The organism is Gynurincola endophyticus, from assembly GCF_003991195.1.
Taxonomy (GTDB): domain Bacteria; phylum Bacteroidota; class Bacteroidia; order Chitinophagales; family Chitinophagaceae; genus Gynurincola; species Gynurincola endophyticus.
Map to the genome: position 1 here is coordinate 26,834 of NZ_RCWL01000010.1, position 21,933 is coordinate 48,766.

Annotated in this window: 19 protein-coding genes; 13 read left to right on the top strand and 6 right to left on the bottom strand. The window is 38.0% G+C overall.

The window, feature by feature from the left end:
* The first annotated feature begins 4 nt into the window (after nucleotides 1–4).
* The 3 genes from D9O48_RS16415 to D9O48_RS16425 all read left to right on the top strand — a co-directional run bounded on the left by D9O48_RS16415 (nucleotide 5) and on the right by D9O48_RS16425 (nucleotide 3,022).
* Complete coding sequence (locus tag D9O48_RS16415; RefSeq protein ID WP_126974081.1) at nucleotides 5–871, top strand: hypothetical protein; 867 nt, start codon at nucleotides 5–7, stop codon at nucleotides 869–871.
* Between the two features lie 779 nt (nucleotides 872–1,650).
* Nucleotides 1,651–2,124, top strand: a complete 474-nt coding sequence (locus tag D9O48_RS16420) for a Crp/Fnr family transcriptional regulator (RefSeq protein ID WP_262707394.1) — start codon at nucleotides 1,651–1,653, stop codon at nucleotides 2,122–2,124.
* A gap of 355 nt (nucleotides 2,125–2,479) precedes the next feature.
* Nucleotides 2,480–3,022 (top strand): DinB family protein, encoded by a 543-nt coding sequence (locus D9O48_RS16425; protein WP_126974083.1) that lies wholly within the window; start codon nucleotides 2,480–2,482, stop codon nucleotides 3,020–3,022.
* A 91-nt stretch (nucleotides 3,023–3,113) separates the two neighbouring features.
* On the opposite strand, the gene D9O48_RS16430 is transcribed toward D9O48_RS16425, so the two are convergent.
* Both D9O48_RS16430 and D9O48_RS16435 read right to left on the bottom strand, forming a co-directional pair.
* Nucleotides 3,114–5,306 (bottom strand): glutamine synthetase III family protein, encoded by a 2,193-nt coding sequence (locus tag D9O48_RS16430; RefSeq protein ID WP_126974084.1) that lies wholly within the window; start codon nucleotides 5,304–5,306, stop codon nucleotides 3,114–3,116.
* 150 nt (nucleotides 5,307–5,456) lie between these two features.
* Nucleotides 5,457–6,710, bottom strand: a complete 1,254-nt coding sequence (locus tag D9O48_RS16435; RefSeq protein WP_126974085.1) for a hypothetical protein — start codon at nucleotides 6,708–6,710, stop codon at nucleotides 5,457–5,459.
* A gap of 49 nt (nucleotides 6,711–6,759) precedes the next feature.
* Between D9O48_RS16435 and D9O48_RS16440 the strand changes: the two genes are divergently transcribed.
* On the top strand, nucleotides 6,760–7,908 hold the full coding sequence (locus tag D9O48_RS16440; RefSeq protein WP_158624923.1) for a glycosyltransferase family 4 protein: 1,149 nt from the start codon (nucleotides 6,760–6,762) through the stop codon (nucleotides 7,906–7,908).
* On the opposite strand, the gene D9O48_RS16445 is transcribed toward D9O48_RS16440, so the two are convergent.
* Nucleotides 7,889–8,836: a CgeB family protein gene (locus D9O48_RS16445; protein WP_126974087.1), complete on the bottom strand. Its 948-nt coding sequence runs from the start codon at nucleotides 8,834–8,836 to the stop codon at nucleotides 7,889–7,891. The genes D9O48_RS16440 and D9O48_RS16445 overlap by 20 nt on opposite strands.
* Nucleotides 8,837–9,152: 316 nt before the next feature.
* On the opposite strand from D9O48_RS16445, the gene rfaD reads away from it, so the two are divergent.
* From rfaD to D9O48_RS16470, 5 genes are all read left to right on the top strand, one after another.
* Nucleotides 9,153–10,151 (top strand): ADP-glyceromanno-heptose 6-epimerase, encoded by a 999-nt coding sequence (gene rfaD / locus D9O48_RS16450; RefSeq protein WP_126974088.1) that lies wholly within the window; start codon nucleotides 9,153–9,155, stop codon nucleotides 10,149–10,151.
* Nucleotides 10,152–10,164: 13 nt separating this feature from the next.
* Entirely contained in the window at nucleotides 10,165–10,959 is a 795-nt protein-coding gene (gene proC, locus D9O48_RS16455; RefSeq protein WP_126974089.1) for a pyrroline-5-carboxylate reductase, read from the top strand.
* A 695-nt stretch (nucleotides 10,960–11,654) separates the two neighbouring features.
* On the top strand, nucleotides 11,655–13,301 hold the full coding sequence (locus D9O48_RS16460) for a CTP synthase (RefSeq protein ID WP_126974090.1): 1,647 nt from the start codon (nucleotides 11,655–11,657) through the stop codon (nucleotides 13,299–13,301).
* A gap of 227 nt (nucleotides 13,302–13,528) precedes the next feature.
* Complete coding sequence (yidC, locus tag D9O48_RS16465; RefSeq protein ID WP_126974091.1) at nucleotides 13,529–15,367, top strand: membrane protein insertase YidC; 1,839 nt, start codon at nucleotides 13,529–13,531, stop codon at nucleotides 15,365–15,367.
* 121 nt (nucleotides 15,368–15,488) lie between these two features.
* Nucleotides 15,489–16,145, top strand: coding sequence for a hypothetical protein (locus D9O48_RS16470; RefSeq protein ID WP_126974092.1), 657 nt, complete (start codon nucleotides 15,489–15,491; stop codon nucleotides 16,143–16,145).
* A gap of 29 nt (nucleotides 16,146–16,174) precedes the next feature.
* Here the strand turns inward: D9O48_RS16470 and D9O48_RS16475 are convergent, their stop codons facing one another.
* Nucleotides 16,175–16,597, bottom strand: coding sequence for a hypothetical protein (locus D9O48_RS16475; RefSeq protein WP_126974093.1), 423 nt, complete (start codon nucleotides 16,595–16,597; stop codon nucleotides 16,175–16,177).
* A 240-nt stretch (nucleotides 16,598–16,837) separates the two neighbouring features.
* Here D9O48_RS16475 and D9O48_RS16480 point away from each other — a divergent pair, with 240 nt between their 5' ends.
* The 3 genes from D9O48_RS16480 (at nucleotide 16,838) to D9O48_RS16490 (ending at nucleotide 19,942) form a co-directional block, all read left to right on the top strand.
* Nucleotides 16,838–18,250, top strand: coding sequence for a tetratricopeptide repeat protein (locus D9O48_RS16480; RefSeq protein WP_126974094.1), 1,413 nt, complete (start codon nucleotides 16,838–16,840; stop codon nucleotides 18,248–18,250).
* A 190-nt stretch (nucleotides 18,251–18,440) separates the two neighbouring features.
* A complete protein-coding gene (locus D9O48_RS16485; RefSeq protein ID WP_126974095.1) occupies nucleotides 18,441–19,208 on the top strand; it encodes a phosphosulfolactate synthase in 768 nt (255 codons plus the stop codon).
* Between the two features lie 2 nt (nucleotides 19,209–19,210).
* Nucleotides 19,211–19,942, top strand: a complete 732-nt coding sequence (locus D9O48_RS16490) for a shikimate dehydrogenase family protein (RefSeq protein ID WP_126974096.1) — start codon at nucleotides 19,211–19,213, stop codon at nucleotides 19,940–19,942.
* A 23-nt stretch (nucleotides 19,943–19,965) separates the two neighbouring features.
* On the opposite strand, the gene D9O48_RS16495 is transcribed toward D9O48_RS16490, so the two are convergent.
* A complete protein-coding gene (locus tag D9O48_RS16495; protein WP_126974097.1) occupies nucleotides 19,966–20,403 on the bottom strand; it encodes an acyl-CoA thioesterase in 438 nt (145 codons plus the stop codon).
* A gap of 179 nt (nucleotides 20,404–20,582) precedes the next feature.
* Between D9O48_RS16495 and D9O48_RS16500 the strand changes: the two genes are divergently transcribed.
* A complete protein-coding gene (locus D9O48_RS16500; protein ID WP_126974098.1) occupies nucleotides 20,583–21,029 on the top strand; it encodes a hypothetical protein in 447 nt (148 codons plus the stop codon).
* Between the two features lie 62 nt (nucleotides 21,030–21,091).
* Here the strand turns inward: D9O48_RS16500 and D9O48_RS16505 are convergent, their stop codons facing one another.
* A complete protein-coding gene (locus D9O48_RS16505; protein ID WP_126974099.1) occupies nucleotides 21,092–21,931 on the bottom strand; it encodes a hypothetical protein in 840 nt (279 codons plus the stop codon).
* Between the last annotated feature and the right edge of the window lie 2 nt (nucleotides 21,932–21,933).

A 21,933-nucleotide genomic window follows, 5' to 3' on the forward strand; every position in this document is an offset into this window, starting at 1 on the left:
AGTCATGAAAAAACTATATTGGATTTTAGGCCTTATTGCTTTGTATTTTATAGGTGACCGCCTGGTCGGTTACTTCTTTCAGCAACAGATTGAGAAAAGCCAGTTCCGCTACTCCAGAATGTATGCAGGAAATGGTGAAGCAGATATCCTCATTGTTGGTAATTCAAGAGGATTGAACTTTTATCAACCCTATATGGATTCGGTTACTAACCAAAATACTTTCTCATTGTGTTATTATTCAATGCCTCCTGAAATGGCTATTGTAATGACAAAGGATTATATCGATCAGTATCCGAAAGTGAAAAAAATTCTGGTAGAACTGACGCTGATTGAAATGTCAGATGATAAACTATTACCCGGCTTTGCTACATACATGAATTTTTCACCGAGAGTAGATTCGGTGATTAAAGTAAAAGATAAACAAAGCTGGAACGCATCACAGTTGTCACATCTTTTCAGATACAATAATGAAGTGTTTCAACGTGCGATGTACTATCGTAATAAGTTGGATGATGATTGGTACTTTGACAGAACCATCACTGAAGCTTTTATTCAGGATGCACCCAACAGAAGTGTAACCTTTAAAGTCAATGATACTTTGATTCGTCAATTGGCAGAAATCGGCGCATATGCTAAAACAAAAGGTATAGAAGTGTATTATATCATGGGGCCGTTTTTTCCAACTTATCCTGTTCATAACCTGGATAAACTATTGGCGCGATTCACTGAATTAACCGGTTATCCGGTTATCAATTACAGTAGAAGTATTCAGGATCCGTATTCATTTACAGACTATCTGCATGCAAATTTAAAAGGAGGACGGGCAACGGTTGATCTGATGATAAAAGATGGTATTCTGAATGTTCAATAAAACGATATATTAATTGTACAGAAAGATTACTGAATAAATAAGTAAGCTGTTTACGTTGAGTGAGCAGCTTTTTTTTGTATGAGCCCATTCTTATAAGATACTAAAAAAATGCGGACTTTCCAAATATACCATTGGGGTATCCTTCTAACGGTGACTAATACTTTATATTCATATTTCATTTTGGGAAAATAACTCCGTATTTGGGAATCTCTTATCTGTAATCTTCACCTTAAAATAACGGGTTCGAAAAAAAATATTTTATTTATCCGCCGAAAGTAAAGCCTGTAGCCGGTTATAACGAAGTATTTCGTTATAATGCGATGAATTTAAGTGTTTTGGCACAGCGTTCGTTAATATGAGTTCAACTGCACCGTCATAGGTTGTGATGCAGGGCACAGTTTCGTTTGTTTGACGATAATCGGCAACTGTGGGGAAAATGAGCGATGCATCAGTTACAAATTATGAAAAGAGGCTTTAGGCTCAATTGAAACTATTTGCTTTTTTGAATGAAATGTAACTTGTGCAATTACTCTAATTTTTTCGAGATATAGTTTAGTTGGATTTGAAAATGGGACCTGAGGCCGCCTCAATTTTTTGAGTGCGGCCTCGCTTTTTTATGGAAAGTGGCACTGCAAAATGAATTAAGAATTAAGAATTGAGAAGGTGATATTCCGAAAAATAGCGCGGCACTTCGTTTTTAATTTTCAACTTTCCTTTATCAATTATTATTACTAGTTTGTGAATAAAAACTGAACTTCGAATCTTACATATCTCACCGCATCACCCTCAAAAGAAATGAGTTGTTATTGTCTGAACAGGCAATAGATGACAATGCATATATTGTATTAAATGGTACAGTAAGGGTGTATGTAATGATTGGAGAAAAAGAACAGAATATCCGTTTCGCCTATTCGGGTGAAATATTCACACATATGGATTCATTTTTTCAAGATATACCTTCACAGTATTATATAGAAGCTATTAAAGCCTGTGAAATAGGAGTGATTCCAAAAGCGGCGGTGATGGATTGGGTAGCGGCATCGGTTGAAAATCTGCAATTCTGGAATAAACTGTTAACGGCTCATTTGCTGGGTTCACTGGAGCGGGAGATGGACCTGTTGATTGAAAAACCGGAGGAAAGAGTTGCCCGTGTATTATTAAGATCACCGCGCCTCTTTCAGGAAATTCCTTTACGGCATATTGCTAATTATCTGCGAATGACACCGGAAACCTTGTCGAGAATCAGGAAGTAGTCTGATATACTCATATTTTGAAATTTCAGCTTTTTTTTGTATCTTAATAGATAGGGCTTAGCTTTCTTAATTCCCTAATGTTGAAAAGAGTATTTTAACCATTAAGAAATTAATGGCATTAAGAATGCCGGCGGGTTACGCCTTTATTTTTTGACCTCTTCATTCCCTTCATGTTTCCCATTGAGATTACTAATCAGATAAATCATGAACCTTAGAAATTAATTCAACTTAACTTCCTCAATGGTTCGGTTTTTCTTTTCACTATTCAAAGATGAGAAGGATTAAGAATAATAATCTTGATTTCAATCAATGCTTATAAAGCCGGAATGGAAGAATTTTACAGAAAATAGTTAATATGATTGTTTCTAAAAGCGAATTCATCAGCGAACTGCAGCAATATACGCAATCACATATCCTGGCTGTACAAAAACTGGAAACCGCATCTGACGAAGCTTTACAGGCACGACCGCAATTGAATGCCTGGAATGCCCTTGAATGCATCGAACACCTCAATCAGTACGGCCGATACTATATTCCTGAAATGAGTACTGCGATTGCTAATTACAAAGGCAAGGCAAGTGATGAATTTAAACCGGGATTACTAGGGAATTACTTTGCTCAGATGATGTTGCCGTCTCATACAAAAAAAATAAAATCTATGAAATCATATAACCCGATTGGAAAACAGTTGGGAAGGGAAGTACTGGTAGAGTTTTTACGTCAGCAACAGGAATTATTAGTGATCTTACAAAAATGCGAGCAGGTAAATCTTACAAAAGTAAAATGTAATATATCTCTTACTAAATTATTAAAACTAAGGTTGGGCGACACTTTAAGAGTAGTGATTTATCATAATGCGCGTCACATGCTGCAGGCGCAGAAAGCATTGGAAGGTTGAGAAACTCACAGGGTTGTTAAAAAATAAGGCATTAAGAATATTAAGGTGTATTCTTAATGCTCTTAATGCCTTAATGGTAAAAGTAATTCTCTTATCTCAGGAACAACATTTCACGATATTTTGGTAACACCCAGTATTGATCAGCTACTAATAATTCTAACTTATCAACGTGATAACGGATACTGTCAAAGTATTGGTCTTTAACAGTGGTTTGATAAGCAATAGCTTTGTCGCGTGAATGTTCAATTTTATTAGCAACTTTACGTGCATCGATCATTTTTTCAACCAGATCGCTTACTTTATTAATATGTTCAGAGATTTTAACAAGAATTTGTTTTTGGTTTGCATAAGAATCTTCTGCGATACCGATTTCTTTTAAACCTTTGATATTATTGATTAAAGTGTTTTGATAGTTGATAGCAGCTGGTAGAATGTGACTGGTACAAAGTTCGCCCATGATACGAGCTTCTATCTGAACACGTTTGATATACTTTTCCAGTTCAATTTCGTGACGGGCTTCAATTTCTTTATGACTCATTACATTGTTTGATTCATAAAGGTGAATTGCTTTCTCAGTGATCATTGCATCTAAAGCAACCGGAGTGGTAGGTAAATTAGGTAATCCTCTTTTTGCTGCTTCGTTATGCCATTCTTGTGAATAACCGTCGCCTTCAAATAAGATTTTTTCAGAACTCACGATATATTCGCGAATTACCTGCATAATAGCAATTTCTTTCTTATCGCCTTTTTCAATTAAACTATCCACATCTTTTTTGAATTGCTTCAAAGTAGCAGCCATGATCGTATTTAAAGAAGTCATCGGGCTGGCACAGTTTGCAGTAGAACCCACTGCACGGAATTCGAACTTATTACCGGTAAATGCAAACGGAGACGTACGGTTACGATCTGTGTTATCCAGTAATAATTCAGGAATACTTCTGTGTAAATCTAATTTTAAGATAGCTTCGTCTTGCTCGTCAAAACTATCGCCTACACGCGCTTTCACATCATTCAGTACTTTAGTCAGATATTGACCGATAAATACAGAAATAATAGCAGGAGGGGCTTCATTCGCACCTAAGCGGTGATCGTTACCGGCAGAAGCGATTGCTGCACGCAGAATATCGGCATAGTCATGTACCGCTTTAATCGTATTTACGAAGAAAGTCAGGAACATTAAGTTGGTTTTCGGTGTTTTGCCCGGAGCCAGTAAGTTCACTCCTGTGTCAGTAGCTAAACTCCAGTTATTGTGTTTTCCAGATCCGTTTACACCAGCGAAAGGTTTTTCGTGGAATAACACTCTTAACTTATGGCGACGTGCTACTCTGTCCATCACATCCATTAATAAGGTATTGTGGTCAACAGCAATACTTACTTCTTCATAAATCGGCGCACACTCAAACTGTGCAGGGGCTACCTCATTGTGACGGGTTCTTAAAGGAATACCTAATTTATAAGATTCTGCTTCGAAATCTCTCATGAATCCGTAGAAACGTTCAGGAATAGAACCGAAATAGTGGTCTTCTAATTGCTGGCCTTTGGCAGGAGCATGTCCGAAAACAGTACGGCCACTTAAAATTAAGTCAGGGCGTGCATTGAACATGGCCTCATCAATCAGAAAATATTCCTGTTCCCAACCTAAAGTAGCAGTAACCTTTGAAATATTTTTATCGAAATAATTACAAACATCAACAGCTGCTTTATTCAAAGTTTCAAGAGACTTTAATAAAGGAGCTTTATAATCTAAAGTTTCACCTGTATATGAAACGAAAATGGTAGGAATACATAAAGTTTTACCATTGCCGATTTCCATAATGAAGGCAGGAGAAGAAGGATCCCATGCCGTATAACCGCGCGCTTCAAAAGTAGCACGGATACCACCGTTAGGGAAAGAAGAAGCATCTGGCTCTTGTTGAATTAAAGCATCCCCCTCAAAAGTTTCAATGGGAGTACCGTCACCCTTAATTGTGAAAAATGAGTCGTGCTTTTCAGCAGTGGTGCCTGTTAAAGGCTGAAACCAGTGCGTGTAGTGTGTTACTCCTCTGCTTTCAGCCCACTGACGAACACCGGCAGCAATCTGATTGGCCATTACACGGTCAATTTTTTTATTGCCTTTAATTGAGTTTACCAGGCTTTTGTAAGCTTCGTCGCTCAAAAATTCACGTGCAGTAGCAAGGGTAAATACATTTGCACCGAAAATACCGGTGATTTTAGCACATTTCTCCACATCTACGGGAGGTTGACTTGATAAGTTGTTGATCGCTTTAAAACGTAAAGACTCCATTGATTTTTATTTTGCTTATGCAAAACAAAGAATAAAAATCGTTTTTTGAAATTTTTTTTTGATTTTTTATGAGTCTTAATGCAGAAATGTGAAGAAAAACTTGATAAATGGGTGAAAAAACAGGACAAGACTATTTAGAAATGATATATATTATTTTTTATAATATGTTTTGATCTGGGGAGAAATACGTGATTTCCAGCTTACTGCCACACAACAGATCAGCATCAGCTCGCCGATAATTTTATATCGGATGATTGCTCCCGGAAAGGGTACTATTAACCCGACTATCAGGTACAATGTAATACTCCAGATCACCAGATGGTACAACCAGGCCCGGGCTTTCAAATCATATGGAGGGCAGATAGAAGGCTTTCTGTACATGAACAGATACATGACTGCTGCACCTGCAACCAGCAGTTGTGATAAACTCATGCTCAATTGAAAAACACCTTCCGCTTCGTTCAGAAAAGGTTTCAGGTAAGTGTTCACCAATGCCTGTGGAAATGCCTTGAGCCAATAAGGAAATTCGGCCGACAATGGAGTTAATGACACGCTCGAACCGGTCAGTTTAAAAAATGCTGCTTGCTTCTGTACTATGAATTGCCAGGGGTAGCCACCCGGTAATATCAGGCTCAGAAGAGTAATTGCACTGATAAATACAGCATAGGTGATCAGCAGCTTTCTCTTTAACTGACGTTGATCACGTAGCCACCATACCCACGAGTACCATAGAGGTATCAAAACAAATGCAAAATCAGCTCGGAATATTGCAATAACCAACCATGCAGCAGCGGCACTCCAATACTTCTTTTTGTTTTGTACTAACTTTAAGAATAAACCGAAAAAGAAAATTAAAAAAGCTTCGCTTCTTAAACCGCTTAACCAGAATGCAGTAGTAGGTAAAAAGAAAATAATACCCAATAGAATTTTACCGGAGTTTGGAAAGTTTTGGATGAATAGCTGATAAATCCAGAATAACCCCCAGAAGCTAAGGAAGTTGATATAGGTTAAGTTTACGTAGTAGTTTCCACCGGTAAAGAAATTCAGTATTCCTAACGGCTTACGTAATAGGTTCCATTCCATATCACTGAGCCATCGCGGAAAAAAATCTTTGAGGCTGTTACCGGCCTTTTCCCAGGAGTATGAAGGTGTCAGCTGATACAAAAAATGTTTTAGATCATTCTTGATCAAATGGGTCTGTTCCAAGCCACCGTTATGTATGAACCAGGTATCGTCATGACCAAAATATTTCGAAAACACATACCCGTATAAACTGCCAATCGCCAGTTTATATAAAAAAATAGCACTGATTTTTCCAATCGAAAGCTTATACTTCTGCTTCTTCATCAAAAGATGAATGGCAGCAATTGAAAGTATGGTGAATACAATTAATGGAAAAATCATTCTATATTTATTTTACTTTTTTATAAGTATTGCTTTCAAAGCCATAAATTTGAACCAATATTCAAATATATTGATGACGGATTTGTTGAATAAAAAGATTGTATTTGTAGCTAATAATGCCTGGTCAATTCTTAATTTCAGAAAAGAAGTGATTCTGAAATTTTTAGAATTGAAAGCCGAAGTACATGTAGTCTCTCCGTATGATGATAAAGTCGTTCAATTAATTCAATTGGGCTGTCAGCATCATGTGGTGGAGTTTGACAATCGCTCTACTAATCTGGTCAAAGATATACGATTATATTATCAACTCAAGCGTTTATATCAACGCATAGCACCTGATTTTATTTTCCATTATGTAGCAAAACCGAATATCTACGGCTCACTTGCCGCTCATCGTTTGAATATTCCTTCTATTGCAGTGGTTACCGGGCTGGGGTATGCATTTGCACAGAAAAACTGGTTATATCGAATGATCAGTGCATTGTATAAAACAGCTTTTAAGTTTCCTGAAGAAATCTGGTTTTTAAATCAGGATGATGCAGACCTCTTTATCAGAAATGGCTTAGTTAATAAAAAACTGGTAAGAGTGATTAGTGGAGAAGGGGTGGATGTGGATTATTTCAAAGCAAATAACCTTACGAAAAAGACGGTATTTACGTTTCTCATGACCGGCAGATTGATTAAATCAAAAGGCGTACTCCTGTTTGCCGAAGCGATCGAAAGAATGCAGGCTCAGGGGTATGAATGTAAAGGTGTTCTGGTAGGCACATATGATCCCACACACCCGGATACCATTCAGGAGTCCTTTGTTCAGAAGTGGAAAAATAATGATTCATTCCTGTATATGGGTTATCAGAATGATGTCAGGTCTATATTGGAAACAGCGCATTGTTTTGTATTCCCGTCTTATTACCCCGAAGGTGTTCCCCGTAGTCTGATGGAAGCAGCTTCAATGAAATTACCTATCATCACCACACTTCATACCGGTTGTAAAGAAGTGGTCGTTCAGGGCCGCAATGGTTATCTCGTACGTCCGCAATCAGTCAATGACCTGGTGGATGCTATGAAAGCTATTATGCAGCTTACACCGGAACAATTAAAAGAAATGGGAGAAGCAGGCCGCGAACACATGATTCTGCACTTCGATGTTCAACAAACTATTCAGAACTATAAAAGAGCTATACAAGCTTATCTTTAATTGTACAATCTTTAAATAAATCAGGAAACCTTCTGTACAGATCTTGTAAAATGCCAGACGCTAAAATCAATAACTCCCAGTCTAACTGAATCAGATCAGGAAAGCTAAAATTAAAGCGGGCAAGATCATCCGGATGAAAATAGGGTTGTTTGTCGTTGAAGTAATAATAGTTTCCCCCCAGCTCACGCTCAAATTTTCTGATCCAGCTGCCATTGGTGGTTAATATAGGAACTTTACAGGCCGCATATTCCAATAGCTTGGTAGATGCCTGCATTTCATATGGGTAGATTTCCGGTATATAATTGATGGCATACTTTGAAGAACGGATTCGTTCGGCTACTTCAGTAACCGGTAAAGGACCTTCAAAGCGTATATGACGTTGATTTTTATATTTTTTCTCCAGCTGATCATACTCTTTTGATACAACCAGTACTGAATATTGAGTCATATGCTTACTGGTGAAATAATCAAGCATTCTTGTAATTTCACGGCTGGAATCTACTGTACCAACATATATAAAGTCATTTTTCTTCTCCGTTTGATGATCTGAAGGGTGAAATATCTGTGTATCAACTCCCACTTCACGGATAAACGACGGTATACCGTCCTGAAAGTTGAACTCCTCTCTGATTTGTGCGTTACTGAATATTCTTACATCGGGGCGAAGATTTTTTACCTTCTTCCAGATGTTTTTTGCTTTCGCAAAAGGCGGAATCGATAAGGAACAATACTCGTGTATAATGAATCGGTCTGCAGGACGGGTAGCTCTGAAGTCTTTACCCATAAAATGCCATTCAATGGCTGTCTTATAAGTGGCTGCTTCCTCACTTCCAATGATCTCAAACGGAACATTGATTTTAGATAAAAAACGTTCATATGCCTGAAGGCCAGGAAGAAATGATTTGTTTGGTTGGATAAAAGTGATCAAAGTCCGCAAATTTGGCATCAAATCTACTAAAATACCCAGTGATGAAAAACTTTTAAATTGCTATCGAAGCTACCTTGCCACTCTTTACAAACATTTTTGCTTTTAATCTGATCTTAGCTGATCATAAAATGAACAGATGCCCTGCATTATTGAAAGGATATAGTGATTGGCAAAAAGGATCATGAACCCGGAATTAGTCTTTTGCCCCCTGAAATGGAATATCTACATTAAAAGACATTCGCCCGGAATGATTAATTTCTAAGAAATTGCCGGTATCTTTACCGGTATTAGTTGTTTTACAGATAATTTTTAAAAGATGGACAAAAATTCCAATATTGTTGTTACCGGAGCTGCCGGTTTTATCGGTAGTGCATTAGTACAATACTTAAATGAGAAAGGTTTCGAAAATATTATTATTGTGGATGATTTTTCGAGAGAGGATAAACAAGCCAATTGGGTGAATAAACAATATATCGATTTAATTGAGCGGGATGGATTTTTTGAGTGGTTATCGGAAACTTCAACTAAAATCGATTTTATTTTTCATATCGGTGCCCGAACAGATACTACCGAGTTTGATTACTCCATTCATGAAAAACTGAATGTTGAATACACACAAAAGATATGGCATTATTGTACCGATAAACAAATTCCGTTAGTATACGCATCCTCTGCTGCTACTTACGGAGACGGAGAACTGGGATATAAAGACGATCATACTATTGTCAACGATCTCAAACCTTTGAACCCATATGGCGTTTCAAAAAATGAGTTTGACAAATGGGCGTTACAACAAACAAAAACACCTCCGTTCTGGGCCGGATTGAAATTCTTCAATGTTTACGGTCCGAATGAATATCATAAAGCACGTATGGCAAGTGTGATTTTTCATGCATTCCATCAGATTAAAAAGACGGGAATGATGAAGTTATTCAGAAGCCATCGCCCGGATTTTAAAGATGGTCAGCAATTACGTGACTTTGTATATGTAAAGGATGTAATTAAAGTTTGTTACTGGCTATTTGAAACAGCAGGCCAGCCTACCGGAAAATGGCAGAATGGCCTTTATAATTTAGGTACAGGCCAGGCCAGAAGCTTCGAAGATTTAGTCAAAAATACTTTTACTGCATTAGACTTAGCAGCAAATATTGAATTTATTGATATGCCTGAAGATATCCGTGATAAATATCAGTATTTTACAGAAGCAGATATGAATAAACTAAAGAACGCAGGTTATTCCGACAAGTTTTATTCGTTGGAAGAAGGCGTTTCTGATTATGTAAGAAACTATCTTTCACAAGAGCGTTTTTACTAAACCTAACCAAAAGATGAATCAGAATATAGCTATCATCGGAGGTGGAAACCTGGGAGCTTCAATTGCAGAAGGTCTGATTGAAAGTGCCTATGTACAACCTCAACAACTCATGGTTACCAAACGTAACCTCAATACTTTAAAAGCACTTGCAGATAAAGGTGTTAAAGTAAGCATTAATAATCAGGATGCGCTGGCATTCGCCCATATTATTATTGTTGCAATTAAGCCCTTTCAGATGCAGGAAGTGCTGGGAGGATTGAAAGAGTTGTTTACACCGCAACACGTAGTGGTTTCAGTGGTAACCGGTTATAGTATACCACAGATCAAAACACTGGTAGGAACCGTACCTGCAGTAGTGAGGGCTATGCCAAATACAGCTATTGCCATTCAGGAAAGCATGACCTGTCTTGCAGCAGCCGGCGTTGATGAAACCAATAAAACCTTTATAGAAGGCATGTTTCAGCAACTGGGTGAAGTGGTGTGGATTGATGAACAACTGATGGATGCAGCTACCGTATTAGCTGCCTGCGCTACCGCTTATGCCATGCGTTATATCAGAGCAAATATTCAGGGAGGCATTCAGATCGGATTTGATGCAAAAACTGCCAGCCAGATCGCTGCACAAACGGTAAAAGGAGCAGCAGAACTGCTATTGCAAAAAAATACACACCCTGAAGCGGAGATAGATAAAGTAACTACTCCTAAAGGCTGTACGATTGCCGGGCTGAATGAAATGGAGCATCAGGGGTTCAGTTCCAGCCTGATTAAAGGCATTGTAGCCAGTTACGATAAAATCAGTAAAGGTTAATCTTCATAACAGCTCATTCAGGAAACATGAAGAGAATGAAGGCATCAAAAGCGTAAAAGCAATGCATACCTGTTTTATCTTTTAAGCCAGCACTTCACTTCCTTCATGTTTTTCAATTTTAAAACAAGCTCCCCCCATTATCCTCATTTCTTCTGCACCGGGGAGCTTATCGTTCTTACTAACCAACATTTTTTCGTATCACCTTCGTCTGTCAACTGGAATTGAAATAATTTGTTTTCATTTTTAGTATTGTTAAAATCAGCAAAAAGGTTTTCACAGGATCCTGCCAGCTGCTTTCGCCTGTTTAACCGTTCATCCCCTTACGAACAACTAAACCTTTTGATATTGGATTGTCTGAGTCCTGACACAATTATATACGTAGAAAGAAAGCAGGGTGGATGACGGTAGGATAAAAAAGATTGTTTTTTGAAGAAGGGTGCAGCAATTAGTTGCCAGATGATATTTTTTCGGGGGAAGGGATGGCCCGGGGGGATTAACAAAAAAAAACATAAAAATATAGACCGCTATTTTTTAGTAGGTAAAAAATTGTAACTTTGCATGACCTCACAGGATGGTCAATTTCTCATAATCTCAAGACGGTCATATAATTATCCAAACTTCCGCTAAAAGTGGCAGTAGGGAATTTTTTTTGTATGATTTTTTGAGACCATCAAAAAGTTTAATAAAATATTCTCATGTCAAAGTTCATTTTTGTTACAGGTGGCGTTACTTCTTCATTAGGAAAGGGGATTATTGCAGCATCATTAGCTAAACTATTACAAGCCCGGGGGCTACGTGTAACAATCCAAAAATTTGACCCGTATATTAACGTAGATCCAGGTACCTTAAATCCTTACGAGCACGGGGAGTGTTATGTAACTGAAGACGGCGCAGAAACTGACTTAGATCTTGGTCACTACGAGCGTTTCCTGAATATTCATACCACTCAGGCCAATAACGTAACAACCGGACGAGTGTACCAGACGGTAATTAACAAAGAACGTGAAGGGGCTTATTTAGGTAAAACAGTTCAGGTGGTTCCGCATATCACCGACGAAATCAAGCGTCGTATGTTATTGTTGGGAAAAAGCGAAGACTATGATATCATTATTACTGAAATCGGTGGAACTGTAGGTGATATCGAAAGTTTACCGTTTATAGAAGCTTTACGTCAGTTACAGTGGGAACTTCCTGATGAGGATACCGTAGTGGTGCACCTTACATTGATTCCTTACCTGCGTGCTGCAAAAGAGTTGAAAACCAAGCCTACACAACACTCTGTAAGAATGTTGAGCCAGGAAGGCGTACATCCGGATATTATTGTTTGCAGAACGGAAAGACCTTTATCCCCCGAATTACGCCGGAAAATTGCTTTATTCTGTAATGTAAAGCAGGAGGCTGTGATTGAATCGGCAGATGCTCCGACTATTTATGAAGTTCCTTTAACCATGATGCGTGAGCAGTTGGACGTGATTGTAATGAAAAAAATGAATATCACTCCGAAACAAGAACCTGAGCTAGGTAAATGGAAAGAGTTTTTAGATAAATTAAAATACCCGAAAAGTCAGGTAACTATCGGACTGATCGGTAAATATATAGAGTTACAGGATGCATATAAATCTATTTTAGAAGCATTCGTACATGCCGGTGCATTGAATGAGTGTAAAGTACAGGTGGTAAACTTCCATTCGGAGTTTATTACAGAAGATAATGTAAAAGAGAAGCTCAATGGTATCGACGGTTTATTAGTGGCTCCCGGCTTTGGTTTGAGAGGAGTAGAAGGAAAAATTATTGCCGTAAAATATGCCAGAGAAAACCAATTGCCTTTCTTCGGAATCTGTTTGGGAATGCAAATGGCTGTTATTGAATACGCCAGAAACGTTTTGGGGTGGAAAGATGCGCATTCTACTGAGATGAATAAAGAAACTCCTTACCCGGTTATCGACCTGATGGAAGCACAAAAAGATGTTACCATGATGGGTGGAACCATGCGTTTAGGTGCTTATCAATGCGAAATTGAAAAAGATACCCTCGCTTATAAAATTTATGAGAATACACAGATTTCTGAACGTCACCGCCATCGTTGGGAGTTTAACAACCAGTACCTGGCAGACTTTCAAAAAGCCGGGATGAAGGCAAGTGGTAAAAACCCGGATACAGGTCTGGTAGAAATTGTTGAACTGCCCGCACATCCTTTCTTTATCGGAGTACAATATCACCCTGAACTGAAAAGTACGGTAGAATCTCCTGCTCCGATTTTTGTAGGGTTTATTAAAGCTGCGAAAGAATATAATCAGAAAAATGGCCAGAATTCAGCTGCTACCGCAAAAACTACTATTTAGAACTTAGATAATCAGATATTTACGCCGGGAAACTTTCCCGGCGTTTTTGTTTTCCATACGCCAAACTAAGGTTACGGATAAAAACCTGTTCAACCGTTATCGCCCCGCCAGGAATAAATATTGTTAAAAAATGAATATTACACTCTTATACAGACCTTTTTAATTTCGTGAATACTCTTGAGAACGGCGAAAACATACTATATTTGCCACTAAAATTTTTTTCAAAAATGAAGATGGATCGCAATCAGGTGATTGGCTTTGTGTTACTTGCCTTACTGTTATTTGGATATTTCTACATTAATTCAAAAAATCAACGTGAATATCAGGTAGCGAAAGGTCAATACGAAGACTCTGTAGCTCGTGTACAATATATTCGTGATTCAATTGTCAATGCTGAAGAGCTGGCTAAGAATCCGGTAGCAAATAATGATTCATTAGGCATCAACGGCGATTCTACTCAGATAGCAACCCCTGCCGTCACCCAGGAAGAATTTATTGATATCGAAAACGAATTTTTAAGTATTCGTTTTACTAATAAAGGCGGACAACCCGCTACCGTAACACTGAAGAACTATAAAAAAACAGATAGTTCATTAGTTACTTTAAATGCACAGGCATTTGATAAAATCTCTTATACGATTAACGGATTAAACAACAGATCTACTGCTATAGGCACACAATTGTTCAATACGCCTGTTATCGAAAGAAATGCAGACGGTGCTTCTGTGGTAACTTACAAATTACCGGTAGGTGAAAATGTAATTACACACCAGTTTACTGTTCCCGCTACTGGTTACCTGATTGACTGGAATGTACAGTTCAACGGCGCTGATCAGTTATTGTCGCAAGGGGCATTTAATATCGTATGGCAGCAACAACCGCGTCAGCTTGAAAGTGATGTGAAATATGAAAGAAGAAATGCTACTATCTGTTTTTATGAGAATAATGACTTCGATTATATCATGACAAAAACTGATAAAACTTTCGAAGGAAATGTTACATGGGTGGGAGTGAATCAACAATTCTTTAATACGACCTTGATCGCTCAAACACCTTTCCAGTCAGGTAATGTGGTTTGGAATAAAAATTTACAGGATACCGGTAGCAGAATAGCTGATGTTACCACTTCTTTACAGGCAAAATTACCCATCGGCCAGGTAGCTGCATTTCCCATGCAATTGTATTTCGGGCCAACTGATTATAATATCTTAAAGCAATACCCGAACGAATTAGATAAAATGGTGAACCTGGGCCGTGATATTTATGCCTTTGTTCGTCCGATTAACAAATACATCGTAATGCCGGTATTTAACTTCTTTGGAAGTTTTATCGGAAGTATGGGGCTGGTGGTAGCGTTCTTAACGATCTTCATTCGTTTGCTGACTTCTCCTTTGATTTATACCAGTTATCTGAGCAGTGCAAAAATGAAAGCATTACGCCCGGAAATCGAAAAACTGAAAGAAAAATATGGAGCTGACCAACAAACAATCGGAGTAGAGCAAATGAAATTATTCCGTGAAGCCGGTGTAAATCCGCTGGGTGGATGTATTCCTGCTTTATTGCAGATTCCTATCTTCTTCGCTTTATATAGCTTCTTTAACTCGAATATTGCGCTGCGATTTGAAAGCTTCCTGTGGTCAGATAACCTGGCTTCTTATGATGCGATTATTCACTTCCCGGTAAATATTCCTTTGTTAGGAGATCACTTAAGCTTATTTACAGTGCTGGCAGTAGTGACCAGTTTACTGATTTCTGTTTATAGTATGAGTATGACGCCTGATACAGGTAACCCCATGATGAAATATATGCCGTATATATTCCCGATCGTGCTGTTATTTGTATTCAATGAATTACCTTCTGCATTAACCTGGTACTATACCGTGTCTAACTTAATTACACTGATTTTACAATTTATCATTAATAACTATATCATTGACCATGATAAGATATTAGCGAAGATTGAAACGAACCGGTCGAAACCGAAAACCAAATCAAAATGGCAGGAGAGGCTGGAGCAGATGCAGGAACAACAACGCCAGATGCAGCAGCAACAGAAAAAGAAATAGTGAAATTTTAGGCTAATAATAGCAGACCCGTTAAATTTTGCGTAATTTAACGGGTCTTTTTATTTTTAGGGCAACTTTACCCCCTCATTTGTCGTCTTATATAAAAGGGAATTTCTAGAGAATGAAGATAATATTGAATATAGCTCTGATGGTTAGCGCAATGGTATTCTGCCTGGAAGGAATATCTCAGAAACGTGTATCTGAAATTACCATCGTTTATGACAACTTTGTAAGCTCCGGTAAAACTACTCCGGATATCGCCGATTCTTTTGACGGTGCTACTACTACGGTTTACATAAAAGGTAATATGAGCCGCCAGGATATGGTGAGTGCGCTTTATTCTTCGTCCACTATCCATAATGCCAAAAATAATACGGCTGTATTATTGAAGGAAGTCAGCGGTCAGAAAATACTCATCCGGTTAGATTCAAATAACCTTAAAGAAAAGAATAAACACTTACAGGGAATTCGTTTTGAGTACATCAATGAAAGTAAAGTAATAGCAGGATATCAATGTAAAAAAGCCACTGCTACGCTGGCCGACGGATCAAGTTTTACTGTTTTTTACACGAATGAAATCGTTCCGGATAATAAAGAATACGATCAGTATTTTACTCAGTTGAATGGACTTCCCCTCGAATATGAATTAGTGAAAGGAACTTTGAAAATCAAGTTTGTAGTATCCAGTATTAATCTGAGTCCGATTCCGGCTTCAAAGTTTGAAATACCTTCTTCCGGTTACAGAGAAATGCAATACGAAGAGAGCAGAAGAAATTAATTAAGATTGGATAAATAATATAGGCAGTATTAGAAACCTATTTTGAAATCAACTACATTCAGATTGTTTTTCACCTGAACATTGTAGCTGGTTTTCTTCGGAACAAGATAAATTGTATTCCCCACTTTGTACTTTAATACTGTGGTTTGAGAAATCACTACACCGTTGTGAGATGAATTAACCAATACATTGGTAGGTTGATTCAATTTCAGATTCCCGATAAACTTCAGATCTTTAGAATTCTTTAAAGAAAAAGTCATATCAGTTGCACGAAAAGGAGCAATCGCTTTAGGAGAATTTAATAAAGACAACGTTTTTTTGCTATCGTCGGCTGGTTTTTTCTTATCTCCGCCGCCGGTGCTTGCATACACAAACATCACTGACAAAAATAAGCCAGTTAGCAGCAAAGTACATTTGCTCATGAATGTAGAAGATCGTTGTTGTGTATGCATAATGCAAAGTTATAATTTGTTTTTCAAAAAATGGCTATAAGTGTTAAAATAACTATAATATATAATACGCTTGAAACGCCATTTTGTTACAGAATAATTCAAATATTTGACCAAAAATGTTAAAGCAATGTTGCATTTGGAGTCAAAAAAAAGTTAAATCATTGATTTTCAACTATATTAATAATTTGGGGATAATTTAAAATAATTCCCTGGTATTAGATTTATTATATTAGCTATACGATGAGTGAACATTCAGAAATGCATAATGAACTGATGCAGCAGCTGGTTTTGAAGTATGAAAACCTGAAGGAGGGGAAGGCTAACAGCTTTTTGGACGAACAGGAGTTTGAACAGCTGATTGATCATTTTGATCAGTTAGAAAAGTGGAGTGATGCTTTGGAGGCTGCAGAAATGGGTGCAACACAGTACCCATACTCTTCTGCTATCAAACTTCGCTGGGCAGATATGCTCATTGGAAATCGATCTTTTCACCAGGCCCTTACGATCCTGCATGAAGTAGAATTGCTTGACCCTCAAGAACTTGATTTATATATTCTTAAAACTGATGTCTACCTGGCATTAGATCAGCCCGAAAAAGCGCTGGAATTATTAGAAACGGTAAAAGATCAGTTTACCGGTGAGTCTCGTATTGAACTGCTTTACGAACTGGCAGACGTTTACGAAGATTATGAAGCATTCGATGAGGTATGGAACTGTCTGAAACTCATTTTAGAGCAGGATCCTACCCAGGATGAGGCATTGTATAAAATCTGCTTCTGGACAGATTTTACAGGAAAGAACGAAGAATCTATCCAGCTACATCAGAATATTATTAATGAAGAACCTTATTCTGAGGTGGCCTGGTTTAACCTTGGTGCAGCTTATCAGGGGCTTAAATTATACGAAAAAGCAATCGATGCTTATCAATATGTAATTGCAATTGATGATAAGTTTGAGTTTGCTTATAGAAATATGGGCGAAGCTTATATCCGCCTGCGACGTTATAAAGATGCTATTGAAGTACTGGAACGTTGTTTGGAAATTTCCATGCCCGAAGATATTATCTATGAAGCTATAGGTACCTGTTATGAGAAACTCAAACAGAATACCCTGGCCCGTTTATATTACAGAAAAGCAATTCATCTCGATAATTCATTACACAAAGTACATTATAAAATTGCCTATACTTACCTGCTCGAAAAAAAGTGGGATATGGCCCAACGTGTATTGGAAACCTGTCTGAAGTTTGATCGTTTTAATCCCGATTACAACCTCGCAATGGGTGAGTGTTATATGCAGTTATCCGAAATAGAAGAAGCTATCAAGTACCTGGCTATTGCAGTAAGAGAGCGTCCGCGTAATACAAAAATGTGGGAAGCTTATCTGAGAAGCCTGTACTACGGTGAACATTATGAAGAAGCATTATTCCATCTTGATAAAGTTCAACAAACTCTCGGACGGAAAGCTATCTGGAAATATATTTCCAGCGCTATTCAGCTGGCTATGGGTTATCAGAAAGAAGGATTGCTGACTTTAGAACAGGCATTACAGGAAGCCCCTAAGCTTGTAAAACGATTTATAATGTTTGATCCGGCCTTGTTACAGTTCAAAAAAGTAGCGAACCTGATCACCCAATATAAAAAATCTACTTAGATTCAAACAATTAATTTAATTTTACTGCCCTAAACTCGACGATTAAAGAATTTAATTGATCGCTAAATATTGCTATTCTGTCTATAGTTCTCTAATTGCTTGCCCTTATGTAGACAAATATCATAGCGTAATAATAGATTCTTTTCTATTTTTGCGCCGGTTTAGTTCTCTTCCAGCAAAAAAGTAAAGAATGAATTTTAATCTTACTCACATTCCTGACAGGAAAAAGAAACCACGTAACAGTGGAATAACAATGGTGATGGACAAAGGGCTAAGTATTACTGAAGCTCAAAACATGTTGAGCGTTGGTGGTCCTCACATTGATATCGTAAAATTAGGCTTTGGAACTTCTTTTGTTACTCCGAATCTTCGAGAAAAAATTGAAGTATATCAGTCATATGGTATCCCTGTTTATTTTGGAGGTACTTTATTTGAAGCTTTTTTAATTCGTAATCAGTTCGACGACTATATCAATGTTTGTAAAGATTACAACATTAAGTATATGGAAGTAAGTGACGGTTCTATCACTATTCCGCACGCTGAAAAGTGTGGTTATATTGAGAAATTAACGAAACATGGAACTGTATTAAGCGAAGTAGGTAGCAAAGATGCCGCACATATTATTCCTCCATACAAATGGATCGAATTAATGCGTGCTGAACTGGATGCAGGTTCTACCTATGTAATTGCAGAAGCAAGAGAAGCTGGAAACGTGGGTATTTACCGCGGTTCCGGTGAAGTAAGGGAAGGCCTTGTTCAGGAAATTCTTACACAGATACCTGGCGATAAAGTAATCTGGGAAGCTCCTCAAAAAGCACAACAGTTATATTTTATTGAATTGTTAGGTGCGAATGTAAACCTGGGTAATATTGCTCCTACTGAAATTATTTCATTAGAAGCAATGCGTGTGGGTTTACGCGGTGATACTTTCCACCTGTTTTTAAATCAAGAAGCTTAATCATGCGTCAATTCGGACTCATTGGTTATCCTTTAGGGCATTCCTTTTCCAAGAAATATTTTTCTGAGAAATTTATAAAAGAGGGAATTGCGAATACCGGCTATGAGAATTATCCCATCGCTGATATTTCGGAATTCCCTTCCGTTTTAGCCACTCCCGGTTTAGAAGGGCTGAACGTTACCATTCCTTACAAAGAACAGGTAATGGCCTTTTTAGATGAACAGAGCGAAGGTGTAAAAGCTATTGGTGCCTGTAATTGCATTCATATTACAGACGGTAAAAAAATCGGTTACAACACCGACGCTTTTGGTTTTCGTCAATCATTTCAGCCATTGTTACAGCCGCATCATCGCCAGGCACTCGTATTAGGAACCGGTGGCGCCGCTAAAGCTGTACAATATGTACTAACGCAGTTGAATATCGGTTATAAAATCGTATCCAGAAATGCTGTAGCAAACGGGTTCACTTACGATGAATTAACGCCCGCGCTCCTGCAGCAATACACAATAATTATTAATACGACTCCATTAGGAACATTTCCTCATACGGAAACAGCTCCCGATATTCCTTATCAGGCTCTTTCCGAACAACATTATTTATACGACCTCGTCTATAATCCTCCGCTTACCAGGTTTCTGGCGCTCGGAAAAGAACAAGGCGCTGCCACTAAAAACGGCGCTGATATGCTGGTGCTGCAAGCTGAAGAAAGCTGGCGGATATGGAACAGAAAATAGCGATTCATTAAGAAGAACAATTCTTAATTCTTAACTTTTAATTTCCCCAACGCTTCTTCCGGAATCGCCGTTACTTTTCTTGCAGTATAATCGAAACAAATCATTCCTGTTTTGATCAGGGCAGCTACTTCCACTTTTTCTTCACCATGAATCAGTATTTTATAATACAAATCAAAAGAGATTTTACTGATATTGTCGGCCGTAACCTGTACTTCTATTTTTTGTCCGTACAATAACTCTTTCTTAAACTCAATACCGGCATCGCCCATAATCAAACTGGTACCGGCCAGATTCATTTCTGAATAACCCATTGACGCAAGGTATTGCATCCGGGCTTCATGCACGAGTGTCAGAACAGCATCATTACCTACATGGCCGCCATAGTTAATGTCTGTAATACGGATGGGAATAAAGGTGGAAAACGAAAACGTTTCTGGAACAGTTAGTTTAATTCTTGACATGTAGCAAAATATTGAACTACAAAGTTATTGAATTTAGAATAAGTGGGGGAGTTTGCCTGCAAACGTTAATGTTAAATGCTAACAGTTGTTCATTAAATAATTTTTATTAAGGTGCAACGATTTAGCAGCAGGGCTGGTCAGAAAGGAGATAGATGTATAATATTAATCTGGATACTATAATGAAAAAATCATTCTTCGCTTCTCTTATCGGAGTTTTTTCTTTAACAGCTTGTATTAAGCCTATAGATGTTCCGGCGCCGATTATCGACCCGGTAACATACGGCAGCGCAGCAGTTTGGCAGGAAATCAGCAAAGGTGCTGACCCGCTCGGATATGAAATGATCGCAGATGGCAGGTTATTGCATATGTGGTGGAATACCCAGATACTGGAAGGGGTAGGTATATCGCTGGGGGCTTATTATTATGAGAGCCCGAACTTCTTATCAATGAATAAAGAAGGGATGTTTAAAATAGAAAACGGATTAATCAGCTTTTATAATTTCCCGGCAGAGAATATAATTGATACGGTAGCTGTATTGAAGTTCTGGCATGAAGGAAATTTGATGTATATGAAAGATACTACGGTTACGCCTGCATTACAGTGGGTGTATCAGAAAAGTCAATAAAGTTAGTGTTACGTGGGTAAGTTTGATTGTTAAAAAAGCTCGACGATTGTCGAGCTTTTTCTTTATTTAGGATCTTCTCCGTTTGTATTTTTATTGATGATTTCAATCAGATTAGTAGCTGGTATTTTGCTCGAATCTTGTTGAATCAGTTTTTTCCGCCAGTCTGAAAATCGTTCTCTCCAGTTTTCACTTTCAGGAATGGGATAGTTTTTATAGAAACCTCTTTGATTTTTGGTAGCGTTGATTTCAGTAATCATCGGTAAAAACTTAGAAGAGATTCTGGTTTGCTGGCCATTCGGACCGGTGATCGTTAAGTAATTACTATTCGGATCTACCACCAGGCTCGGATTGAAAACTATATTTCCTTCAGGATCGGTAAATGACCTCAGTTCTACGTGGATATTGTCTTTCGAATGCTGGGTTTTTTCAGGAAGAATATTCGATGCGTAATAAACTTTGTCAACCGGAACGATAACTTTCTTTACCGGTTTCTTTTCTTCCACCACAACCACAGGTTGTTTTTTCTTTGTAAAGCTGTTTTCAGCTTCATTAGTGAAAAGGGTTACAGGTGATTGGTCCGAATTTGCTGTAGCGGCCAGGTGGTTGGCGTCGTTGATTTGTTGTTGCTGAATGTAATGCTGAAACATGTAATTACCAACAAATGCCAAACCTGTAATAACTGCTGCTGCTGCAACGTATCTGAAAATTGAAATAGAAGTTTTTTGTGGATACAGGCTTCTTTCAATTTTCTTCCAGATATTGGATGGAGGAACCACCTCTGCTTGAAGCACTTTTTGTGCAATATGATGATGGTCTAACTCTGATGAAATATGATTCCATAAGTTCACCGGAGGAGTAACTTCCATATCATATAAGCTTTCGTATGGTGTTTTCTCTTTCATAT

What these genes read in the sequence shown, in the direction of transcription:
- D9O48_RS16415 (WP_126974081.1), top strand. Translation starts at nt 5, where the DNA reads ATGAAAAAACTATATTGGATTTTAGGCCTTATTGCTTTGTATTTTATA.
- D9O48_RS16425 (WP_126974083.1), top strand. Translation starts at nt 2,480, where the DNA reads ATGATTGTTTCTAAAAGCGAATTCATCAGCGAACTGCAGCAATATACG.
- D9O48_RS16430 (WP_126974084.1), bottom strand. Translation starts at nt 5,306, where the DNA reads ATGGAGTCTTTACGTTTTAAAGCGATCAACAACTTATCAAGTCAACCT.
- D9O48_RS16435 (WP_126974085.1), bottom strand. Translation starts at nt 6,710, where the DNA reads ATGATTTTTCCATTAATTGTATTCACCATACTTTCAATTGCTGCCATT.
- rfaD (WP_126974088.1), top strand. Translation starts at nt 9,153, where the DNA reads ATGGACAAAAATTCCAATATTGTTGTTACCGGAGCTGCCGGTTTTATC.
- proC (WP_126974089.1), top strand. Translation starts at nt 10,165, where the DNA reads ATGAATCAGAATATAGCTATCATCGGAGGTGGAAACCTGGGAGCTTCA.
- D9O48_RS16460 (WP_126974090.1), top strand. Translation starts at nt 11,655, where the DNA reads ATGTCAAAGTTCATTTTTGTTACAGGTGGCGTTACTTCTTCATTAGGA.
- yidC (WP_126974091.1), top strand. Translation starts at nt 13,529, where the DNA reads ATGAAGATGGATCGCAATCAGGTGATTGGCTTTGTGTTACTTGCCTTA.
- D9O48_RS16470 (WP_126974092.1), top strand. Translation starts at nt 15,489, where the DNA reads ATGAAGATAATATTGAATATAGCTCTGATGGTTAGCGCAATGGTATTC.
- D9O48_RS16475 (WP_126974093.1), bottom strand. Translation starts at nt 16,597, where the DNA reads ATGCATACACAACAACGATCTTCTACATTCATGAGCAAATGTACTTTG.
- D9O48_RS16480 (WP_126974094.1), top strand. Translation starts at nt 16,838, where the DNA reads ATGAGTGAACATTCAGAAATGCATAATGAACTGATGCAGCAGCTGGTT.
- D9O48_RS16485 (WP_126974095.1), top strand. Translation starts at nt 18,441, where the DNA reads ATGAATTTTAATCTTACTCACATTCCTGACAGGAAAAAGAAACCACGT.
- D9O48_RS16490 (WP_126974096.1), top strand. Translation starts at nt 19,211, where the DNA reads ATGCGTCAATTCGGACTCATTGGTTATCCTTTAGGGCATTCCTTTTCC.
- D9O48_RS16495 (WP_126974097.1), bottom strand. Translation starts at nt 20,403, where the DNA reads ATGTCAAGAATTAAACTAACTGTTCCAGAAACGTTTTCGTTTTCCACC.
- D9O48_RS16500 (WP_126974098.1), top strand. Translation starts at nt 20,583, where the DNA reads ATGAAAAAATCATTCTTCGCTTCTCTTATCGGAGTTTTTTCTTTAACA.
- D9O48_RS16505 (WP_126974099.1), bottom strand. Translation starts at nt 21,931, where the DNA reads ATGAAAGAGAAAACACCATACGAAAGCTTATATGATATGGAAGTTACT.